Raw genomic sequence first — 10,956 nt, forward strand, 5'->3', positions numbered from 1 at the left:
ATCTATAAACGTTGACCAGGATCATTTATTGCCTGTTCTTTAACTTTTTTTAAAAAATACCTATAAATAACTAATAATCAATATTTAAAAAATATTCCCGGTACTGTTTCTCCCTTCCGGAACCGCTCAGCCGGCTTCTGAACCCTGGCCCCCTTTCTGTTGTTCTCTTTTGCGGATGTGCATAAAAAGATGGTGGTTTTTTACGGTTTTTGTAGGATTTTAGCAGCCGGGATAAAACCGGAGAGCCGTTTGGGGCAACTATCGTCCGGACATCCTTGAAAAGTGATAACGAACTGACCTTCAAGGGACAAATAAGAAAACAGCATGAAATTTTCGCATTTACACGTTCATACCCAGTATTCCCTGCTTGATGGCGCCGCGCCCATCGGTTCTTTGTATAAAAAGGCCATTGCAGATGGTATGCCCGCCCTGGCCATCAGCGACCATGGAAATATGTACGGGGCCTTCCAGTTTGTGGCAGAGGCCTATAAGCACCTGGATGAAAACGGGAAACCTAAGGTAAAACCGGTCGTAGGCTGCGAATTTTATCTTGTGGAGAACCGGCACGAAAAAACCTTTACCAAGGAAAAAAAAGATAAACGGTATCACCAGATCCTGCTGGCAAAAAACGAGCAGGGTTACCGCAACCTTACCAAACTCACCTCTCTTGGATTTATTGAGGGCCTTTATGGTAAATATCCCCGTATTGATAAGGAGCTCATCCTGAAATACCACGAAGGCCTGATCGCTACCACCTGTTGCCTGGGAGCCTCCGTTCCGCAGGCTATTTTGCGCAAAGGGGAAGCAGAGGCTGAAGCAGAATTTAAATGGTGGCTGGATCTCTTCGGAGAAGATTTTTATGTAGAGTTGCAGCGCCATGGCATCGGCGACCAGGATAAGGTGAACGAAGTCCTGATCCGGTTTGCGGTAAAATATAAAGTGCCCATTATTGCCAGTAACGATTCGCATTATGTAGAGCAGGATGATTTTAACGCACACGATATCCTGCTTTGTATCAATACCGGTGAGAAGCAGTCAACCCCCGCCTTCCGTGGTGATTTTGCAGACGATGACGTAAATATGAAGAATATGCGTTTTGCGTTTGCCAACGACCAGTTCTATTTTAAGAACACGGAAGAAATGAGCAAACTGTTCCATGATCTTCCGGAGGCCATTGACAATACCAACGCAATTGTTGATAAAATTGAGTTGCTGGATCTGAAACGCAGTATCCTGCTGCCCAACTTCCCGATACCGGACGGTTTTAAGCGGCATACCGAAGATGAAAAAACGGATAAAGGGGTGGTTTCCGCCGATTCACTCAACCAGTGGGAATACCTCCGGCACCTGACTTACGAAGGCGCGCAGCAACGATACGGTGTAATGCCCGATAGTACCAAAGAGCGGATCGACTTTGAATTGTTCACCATTAAAACTATGGGATTTGCCGGGTACTTCCTCATTGTAAGTGATTTTATCAAGGCTGGTCGCGACAGCGGCGTATTTATCGGACCTGGCCGGGGTTCGGCCGCGGGTTCGGTGGTTGCCTATTGCATCGGCATCACCAATATCGATCCCATTAAGTACAACCTCCTGTTTGAGCGTTTCCTGAACCCGGACCGTAAATCGATGCCGGATATCGATACGGATTTTGACGATGAAGGCCGCCAGCGCGTGATCGACTATGTGGTACAGAAATACGGAAAGAACCAGGTAGCACAGATCATCACCTATGGTACCATGGCCGCAAAAATGAGTATCAAGGACGTGGCGCGGGTAATGGATCTGCCACTGGCCGATTCCAACGCCCTGGCAAAACTGGTTCCGGAAAAACCGGGCATCTCCCTAAAACGCGTTTTACACGCCCCGCTTTCCCCGAAGGCTGGTGAAAAATCACTGACAGAAAAAGAAGGGCTGGGTGCGGATGATATTGAAAATGTAAAAAAGATCCGCGATGTGTATAATGGAAACGATCTTCAGGCCAAGGTACTGCACGAGGCAGAGATCCTGGAGGGTTCCGTTCGGAACACCGGTATCCACGCTGCGGGAATCATCATCGCCCCCAAAGACCTTACAGAACTGATCCCGGTAAGCACGGCTAAAGACTCCGACCTCTGGGTTACCCAGATCGAAGGAAGTGTGATTGAAGAGGCGGGCGTTATTAAAATGGACTTCCTGGGGTTAAAGACCCTTACCATCATCAAAGACGCGCTGAAGCTGATCAAGCAGAACTATGATCTGGATATTATCATCGACGATATTCCATTGGATGATGCAAAAACCTATGAACTCTATCAGAAAGGCGAAACCAATGCCACGTTCCAGTTTGAAAGTGCGGGAATGCAAAAATACCTGCGGGAACTGAAGCCCGACCGGTTCGATGACCTGATTGCGATGAACGCACTGTACCGCCCGGGCCCACTGGCGTATATTCCAGACTATATTGAACGGAAGCACGGACGCCAGGAAGTAGTCTTTGACCTTCCGGAAATGGAAGACGACCTGAAGGACACCTACGGGATTACCGTATACCAGGAGCAGGTGATGCTGCTGAGTCAGAAACTGGCCGGGTTTAGCAAGGGCGATGCAGACGTACTGCGGAAGGCAATGGGTAAAAAGCAAAAGTCGGTACTGGACAAAATGAAAAAGCAGTTTGTGGAAGGCGCCACGCAAAAAGGGCATCCCGCAGATAAGCTGGACAAGATCTGGACCGACTGGGAGGCCTTTGCGCAATACGCGTTCAACAAATCGCACGCCACCTGTTACGCCTTTGTAGCCTACCAAACCGCTTACCTCAAAGCCCATTACCCCAGCGAATACATGGCCGGGGTACTGAACAACGCCGGTTCCCTGGAAAAGATCACCTTCTTTATGGAAGAGTGTAAACGCATGGGATTACCGGTATTGGGGCCAGATATTAATGAATCGCAAAAAGGATTTGCCGTAAACAAAAAAGGAGAGATCCGCTTTGGATTGGGCGGCTTAAAAGGTGTGGGCGAAGCTGCCGTAGAAAGCCTGATCCAGGAGCGGGATGAAAACGGGGCCTATACCTCCATCTTTGATATGATCAAACGGGTAAACCAACGTACAGTTAACAAAAAAACACTGGAAAGCCTGGCTTATGCCGGGGCCTTTGATTGCTTTACAGACCTGAGCCGTGCCCAGTATTTTCATGTACCGCAGGGCGATACCACCAATGGGCTGGAGAAGATCGTAAAATATGGCCAGATCTGCCAGGCACAGGCACAAACGACTACCAATACCCTGTTCGGCGATCTTGCGGAGGTAATGGAAGTACAGGTACCAAAAATCCCGGAATGCACGCCATGGCCGCTGGTGGTACAACTCGACCACGAAAAACTGGTAACCGGTATCTTCATCAGCGGTCATCCGCTGGATGATTACCGCTTTGAAATGGAGCATTATGGCATCTCCAAGATCTCCTATATCAACGAATATAAAAACCAGGAAAAGGAAAAAGTAAGTTCTGCTGCCACTTTTAAAATTATGGGGCTGGTGTCTGATGCGCAACACCGGGTTTCCCGGACCGGTAACAAATTCGGAAGTTTCATCATTGAAGATTATAGCGGCAAGCTGGATATGGTGCTATTTTCGGAGGATTATATGAAGTATTCCCCGATGCTGCAGCTGGGGGCAACCGTATACCTTACCGGTTTTTTCAAACAACGGTTTAATGGCGATTTTGATTTTAAAATCACCTCCATTTGCCTGGCGGAAAGTGTCATAAAGAACCAAACCAAAAATCTGAAGATCGAATTACCGGTTGAGGAGATTACAAAGGAAACAGTGGAATTTATTCACGAGAACCTGAAGGCACATAAAGGCCCCAGCACCTTGAAACTGTCTATAAAAGACGCAGCCGATGACGTTACAGTAGATCTGTTAACACGTGGAAAGGGATTTGAAATGAACAATGAGCTGATCGAATATCTGTCAAAGCAGGCCAACTGGAATGTAGCGGTGGAATTGAATTAACACTTTCGGTAAAATGCAGCCCGCGATGTTGCAGGTGCTGCGTTTTACATAGCTGTTGTGGCCTGGCGGGGTGACAAGGCGACTATAGGAGCCATTGAGCATCATCGCAGGTCGCACAAGTCTTCATGTCACCAATGAGTTCGCTCATTTGAAAGATTTTCTATTATCTTATTATAATTTTGTGATCAAAACGCTTACAACTCCGCTTTCAAATACTGCCCCGTATAACTTTCCTTGCACTTTACCAATCCTTCCGGCGTTCCTTCAAACAGGATGCGTCCGCCGCCATCGCCGCCCTCCGGCCCCAGGTCAATGATATGATCCGCCACTTTGATCACATCCATATTATGCTCAATCACCAGCACCGTATTGCCTTTATCCACCAGCTTATTCAAAACCTGCAGCAGGTGTTTAATATCTTCAAAATGCAAGCCGGTGGTAGGCTCATCCAGGATATAAAAAGTTTTACCGGTGTCTTTTTTACTCAGCTCCGTGCTTAGCTTCACCCGCTGGGCCTCTCCCCCGCTGAGGGTCACCGCGCTTTGTCCAAGCGTAATATATCCCAGCCCCACATCCTGCAGGGTTTTGATCTTCCGGTAAATAGAAGGCACCGCCTGGAAAAACTCCACGGCATCATCTACCGTCATATCCAGCACATCCGAAATAGACTTGCCCTTATAGCGGATCTCCAGTGTTTCCCGGTTATAGCGCTTGCCGTTGCATTTTTCACAAGGCACATATACATCCGGGAGAAAATTCATTTCAATCACCCGCATGCCCCCGCCTTCACACACATCACAGCGGCCGGTTTTTACATTGAATGAAAAACGCCCGGCATTATACCCCCGGATCTTTGCCTCCGGTACCGCTGCAAACAATGTACGGATATCGGTAAAGAATCCGCAATAAGTTGCCGGATTACTCCGCGGCGTACGGCCGATCGGTGATTGATCAATTTCTACTACCTTATCAACATGCTCCAGTCCTTTTACCGATTTATAGGCCATCGGCGCCTTTTTAGAATGATAGGCGTGCTGGGATAAAATGGGATACAGGGTTTCATTAATGAGGGTTGATTTGCCACTGCCGCTTACGCCCGTTACCACGATCAGTTTCCCCAACGGAAACTTCACGCTTACATTCTTTAAGTTATTACCGGTGGCCCCTTTCAGCTCCAGGGTTTTGCCATTGCCAGGTCTGCGCTCCGCAGGCGTTTCTATTTTTAAATGTCCGTTCAGATAACCGGCCGTGATCGTATCCAGCTTCAGGATCTCTTTGGGAGTTCCCTTTGCTACCACGCGTCCGCCGTGGTAACCGGCCTTGGGACCAATGTCAATCAGGTAATCCGCAGCCAGCATAATGTCTTTATCATGCTCCACCACCAGTACGCTGTTACCAATATCCCGAAGATTTTGCAGGGAAGTGATCAGGCGATGGTTATCCCGTTGGTGCAGCCCGATCGAAGGTTCATCCAGGATATAGGTAATTCCCTGCAATTGCGAACCGATCTGCGTGGCCAGCCGGATCCGCTGCGACTCGCCCCCGCTCAGCGTACGGGACGGGCGGTACAATGTCAGGTAGGTCAGCCCCACATCCAGCAGGAACTGCAGCCGCTCCCGGATCTCTTTTAAAATATCCTTGGCAATGGCATTTTGTTTTTTTGACAAACGGGATTCAATGCCCTTCAGCCAGTCTCCAAGTTTATCCAGGTTCAGGTTACTTAATTCAGCAATATTTTTTTCATCGATGCGAAACCACAAACTCTCCTTTTTCAGGCAGTCGCCATTGCAGGAAGGACAGGATTTCAGCATCATAAATTGTTCTACCCATTCCCGCAGCCATTCGGAGGTTTGGGAAGAAAAGAACCAACGCTTCAGCATGGGAATGATGCCCTCATAACTACCCGTATAAATATCCGGCACGGATGCATCCGCCCCATCAAGATCCAGGTCCTGGCTGGCCCCTCCATCTCCGTATAATAACAATTCCAGCTGACCGGCCGGCAATGCCTCCACCGGTTTATTCATGTTGATCTTATGTTTTTTGGCAAAGGCCACCACCTGCTGAAACACGCTCGCATTGCGTTCTTCACCCAATGGCGCAATACCGCCTTCGCTGATGCTTAACGTGCGATCCGGCAATACCGAATCCATATCGATCGCATAAGCCGTTCCAATTCCCTTGCAATACGGACAAGCCCCATACGGTGAATTAAATGAAAACGAATTGGGCGAAGGTTCTTCGTAACTGATACCCGTATCTTCACACATCAGCTGCTTACTATACTGTACCGGCTGATCCGTTTGATCTACCAGTAAAAACATCAGGTCCTTTCCCAGTTTCAATGTAGCCTGCACGCTCTGGCTCAACCGTGCCCTGGAGGGTACATTCACCTCCAGCCGGTCTACCACAATTTCAATATCATGGATCTTATAACGGTCTACCTGCATTTTCGGTACCAGGTCTTTTATCTCACCATCTACCCTTACCTTCAGGTATCCCTTCTTCCGAATATCTTCAAACAGCTCCCGGTAATGACCCTTACGACCGCGTACCACCGGTGCCAGCAGGTTGATCTTCTGATCACGGAACCGTTCAAAAATATTTTCCACGATCTCCTCTTCGCTCCATTTGACCATTTTTTTGCCGGTATTGTAAGAATACGCTTCGCCGACGCGGGCAAACAGCAACCGGAAAAAATCATACACTTCCGTAATGGTTCCTACCGTTGAACGGGGATTTTTATTGGTGGTTTTCTGCTCAATGGAAATAACAGGAGAAAGCCCGGTGATCTTATCTACATCCGGCCGTTCCATATCCCCGATAAACTGACGGGCATAGGCACCGAAGGTTTCCATGTAGCGCCGCTGCCCCTCCGAATAAATAGTATCAAAAGCCAGGGATGATTTCCCGCTGCCACTGATACCGGTAATAACGACCAGTTCATTTTTCGGAATCGAAATATCAATATTCTTCAAATTGTGTACCCTTGCGCCGGATACGTCAATTACTTCATTTTCAGCTTTCAATTGTATATGAATTTGGAATGATGGTAAAAAACAAGGCACAAACCTACACAAATTTTCTTTCCCAATTTGCTAAAGCAATCCGAAATCGGCAAGGACGTTTTTCCTGCCCTTTAATCCCGCCCGGATAAAAGACCCCGGTGCCATTTCCAGGGTTCAGCGCCAGGAATGCAAACGCCTCGAAAAATCAACGTGGACACAAGGCGCCTTTTAATACAGCCCTCTTTTCGCCCCGGAATCATTAAGAATCAGGCACACAAGTCATAAGCAAAAATTAAAATATATAATTTTCGGGGCAAACGCCCTGTTTGGCATAATAATTTCAGTAGCAAGAATAATTTGAATCATTCTTAAATAAAACGTATTTATGAAAACAAGGTCGTTTCTTACATGCTTCTTTGCAATAGCCATCACCATGGCAACCTTTGCACAAACCAGCACTCCTGAAGTTCCGCGAAACTATAAACCACAACCCAAGGAATTACTTCCGATGCCGGACTCCATGACGGAGAACCAGATCTTCCCGGTATTGGGAACTTTTGATCTTACGGATAAAAAGGGAACCGCATCCCATGTAACTATCACCAGGGACGGAGAAAACAAAGGCATCGTTTGGGTAAGCGGCTTACCACAGGGTAAGTTCAAAGCATTGATCAAAGATGCTCCGGCTATTTACAAGATCCCGGCTCAAAAAACCCTGGCGAATGATGATGCCATGGAAGCAACCACAGATGATGCGGCTACAAAAACGAAAAGCAAAGTAGTAAGCGGACGCGCGATCCAGGAAGGAACCCTCATCTTTGATAAAGATGCCAATACCTTGTATGTAAATATCGGCAATAAATACAACGAGGAACAACCGGCCACCGTATTCCCTGAAATGACCGTAGCAGCAGATTCGGCAGCTATAGCCAGCCAAACAGAAATGACGGACGATACCGCTAAAAAACCCAAAAAGACCACCACAAAAAAACCGGTGATCAAGGGCATTACGTATACCGGTACAAAGACTGATGTACCCGCAGCAGCTGTTGAACCCAGCCAGCAGGCCGCACCTTCCCAGAATTAATCCTGATCAATAAAAATGTTAAAATCAATAGGTTGCCTACACTGAGGCAACCTTTTTTTATGGACGGAGGTCTTTATTACCAAACTGTCAAATTTTCAAAATCCGTTTTGGCATATTATTTGGCAAGACATGAATATCAAAAACAAAAACATGAAACAACTGAGAAATTTATCGTTAGGAATCGCGTTAACCGGTTTAACCCTTGCAGGTTGCGACTCTATGAACCGAACTCAAAAAGGGGCGATTATCGGAACTGGCGGGGGTGCTGCGATGGGTGCTGTAATTGGTAAAGTGGCAGGAAATGCCGGGCTGGGTGCCATTATCGGTGCTACCGTAGGTGGTGTAACCGGTGCCATTATTGGTAAAAAGATGGACAAACAGGCCGAAGAGATCAAGCAACAGGTACCCGGTGCCAAAGTAGAGCGTGTGGGTGAAGGTATTACGGTAGAGTTTAACAGTGCCGTGTTGTTCGGTTTTGACCAGTCTTCGCTTTCCGGCGCCGCCCAAAACACGCTGAACGACCTGATCACGATCCTGAATAAATACCCCGATACTGACCTGGAGATCCAGGGGCATACCGACAATACCGGTACTGCAAAATACAACCAGGCCCTGTCTGAAAGAAGAGCTTCCAGCGTAGCGAACTACCTGGGTTCACACGGCATTTCCCTGGAGCGCATGACCACCAAAGGCTATGGCTTTAGCGTTCCCAAATATTCCAATGATACACCGGATGGCCGGGCACAGAACCGTCGCGTAGAATTTGTGATCTCTGCTAATGATAAGATGAAAGCAGACGCAGCCACAGAAGCCAAGAAAGGATAATCGAGTGAAAGAACATCAACATTGATCATTAAACCTATATTTATGAAAAAGAAGAATCAGTTATTGAAAGCATTTATGGTTGCCGCGGCAGTCAGCATCTCTGGTGCAGCAATGTCACAAGTAGAGATTGGCATCCGTGCAGGCGCAAATTTTTCAAATGCTACCATTAAGGACGCCAATGGCAAAAAGGCAGATACCAAGATAAACCCAGGCTGGCATGCAGGGGTAACCTTTGATATTCCAATTGCCGATGAGTTTTATGTACAGCCAGGCGCATTGTTTAGCACAAAGGGTTTTAAAACTTCCGGAAGCGGAAATATTGGAGGTGCCAGCTTTAACGGAGAATCTAAATGGAATGCTTCTTATGTTGAAGTGCCGATTAATTTCCTCTACAAACCTGAACTGGGATCCGGTAAATTATTACTGGGCGCCGGGCCTTATGTAGCCTATGGTGTGGGTGGTAAACTAAAGACCAACGGTGATTTTTCCTGGGGTGGTTTAAGTGGCAGCAGCTCTGGAAGTACGGATCTTGAATTCAAAAACGACTACAAAGATGGATCCAACAACAAGGTTATTTATGGGAAACCTTTTGATGCCGGTGCAAACCTGCTCTTTGGTTATGAATTTGCCAACAAATTATCGTTCCAGTTGAACGGTCAATTAGGTCTTGTGAACATCGTACCCAAAAATGATGGTGCAAAACCGGATGCAAAAATGAAGAACTCCGCATTTGGAATTTCGGTAGGATATAAATTCTAAACAACAAAGTATCCATAACTCATGAAATACAGAGCCGTCCTCCGGGGCGGCTTTTTCATACTGAGCATGGACGAAGTGTAATTTTAACCAAACTTTGCATAAGACAACCACGGAACTTCTAAAAAACGAATTATCTTAACACCATAAAACAACCCTTTTATTCAGACCATTTTCTGCTTATGAAGAATAAAAAACGATGGTGTCACCTCCTGATCATGAGTAGCCTTTGGATGTGCGGTTTATACGCAAAGGGGCAAGTGACAGTTAGTATCAGGGCCGGGTTTAATGCATCTAAAGTGGCGTGGAAAGAAACCCGCAACGGAAGTACGATTAAAAACAGATTCAATCCGGGATATCAGCTGGGCATGACCACCGATATCCCCATAACATTGAACCGGTATCCTTTAACCCTCCAAACCGGCTTATTGTACAGCACAAAAGGTTATCGTCAGCGTTATGACGACGGTACCGGCCCCGGTATTTTGTGTATCAATCCTTATTACGTAGAACTGCCGCTAAACATACTCTATAATATCCCGGGAGATATTGAACGTTTTTTTATTGGAGCCGGTGGTTATTTTGCCTATGGCATTGGCGGGCAGTGGGTGATGAAGTACAATGGCGGAGGATGGAACAACGGCACCATTGAATATACGGATATCAGCGATCAGAATCCGAATGATAATCAATTCAACTATGGCCGCAGAACCGACCTGGGCATTAACCTGCTGGCCGGAATGAACATAGGTCCATCTTTGTATTTGCAGCTGAATGGCCAGATCGGGTTACGAAATATTGCCCCGCTGGAAAATAAAAAAGTGACCAGCGAAGAATTCCGGAACATGGGAATCAATGTAGCAATAGGTTGTCATCTTTAAATAGCCGTTGCGGCCATAGAAAACGCCAGGCGGAGAAGCACAAAAAGATTCAGACGCAAACCGCCACAGTATCACCGGGAGCAACAGAGAGGCCGTTGCTGCCATGAAAACACAAAGACGCCTGCAAAGACTACTTTTCTGCGGGGAAAAAACAAGATATAACCGCAATGGTCGCAACGAATCCGCAACGAGCGCAACGAAAAAACAGGGACTAAACCACCTTCGCGAACCTTGCAAAACCTTCGCGTTCCCCGCGTTTAACACCTAACCGCAAAGATGCACCAACCACCATCGCCGCGTTCATCGCTCCGCCGCATCGCTGCGAGAAACGAGAGCTGAAAATGTAACCGCAATGGTCGCAACGTATCCGCAACGAGCGCAACGAAAAACAAGGACTAAACCA

The 10,956-nt window shown here is 47.1% G+C and carries 6 protein-coding genes; 5 read left to right on the plus strand and 1 reads right to left on the minus strand.

Going from position 1 to position 10,956, the window contains the following annotated elements; genetic code table 11:
• Positions 1-324 precede the first annotated feature (324 nt).
• Entirely contained in the window at positions 325-3,996 is a 3,672-nt protein-coding gene (gene dnaE / locus Q1V85_RS00525) for a DNA polymerase III subunit alpha (protein WP_300596331.1), read from the plus strand.
• A gap of 194 nt (positions 3,997-4,190) precedes the next feature.
• On the opposite strand, the gene uvrA is transcribed toward dnaE, so the two are convergent.
• Complete coding sequence (gene uvrA, locus Q1V85_RS00530) at positions 4,191-7,025, minus strand: excinuclease ABC subunit UvrA (RefSeq protein WP_300596333.1); 2,835 nt, start codon at positions 7,023-7,025, stop codon at positions 4,191-4,193.
• 364 nt (positions 7,026-7,389) lie between these two features.
• On the opposite strand from uvrA, the gene Q1V85_RS00535 reads away from it, so the two are divergent.
• From Q1V85_RS00535 to Q1V85_RS00550, 4 genes are all read left to right on the plus strand, one after another.
• Positions 7,390-8,091 (plus strand): hypothetical protein, encoded by a 702-nt coding sequence (locus Q1V85_RS00535; RefSeq protein WP_300596335.1) that lies wholly within the window; start codon positions 7,390-7,392, stop codon positions 8,089-8,091.
• Between the two features lie 150 nt (positions 8,092-8,241).
• Complete coding sequence (locus Q1V85_RS00540; RefSeq protein ID WP_300596337.1) at positions 8,242-8,916, plus strand: OmpA family protein; 675 nt, start codon at positions 8,242-8,244, stop codon at positions 8,914-8,916.
• A 42-nt stretch (positions 8,917-8,958) separates the two neighbouring features.
• Positions 8,959-9,675 (plus strand): porin family protein, encoded by a 717-nt coding sequence (locus Q1V85_RS00545; protein ID WP_300596339.1) that lies wholly within the window; start codon positions 8,959-8,961, stop codon positions 9,673-9,675.
• A gap of 230 nt (positions 9,676-9,905) precedes the next feature.
• Positions 9,906-10,553, plus strand: a complete 648-nt coding sequence (locus tag Q1V85_RS00550; protein ID WP_300596340.1) for an outer membrane beta-barrel protein — start codon at positions 9,906-9,908, stop codon at positions 10,551-10,553.
• Positions 10,554-10,956 lie beyond the last annotated feature (403 nt).

This window comes from Niabella sp., assembly GCF_030150205.1.
Classification (GTDB): Bacteria; Bacteroidota; Bacteroidia; order Chitinophagales; family Chitinophagaceae; genus Niabella.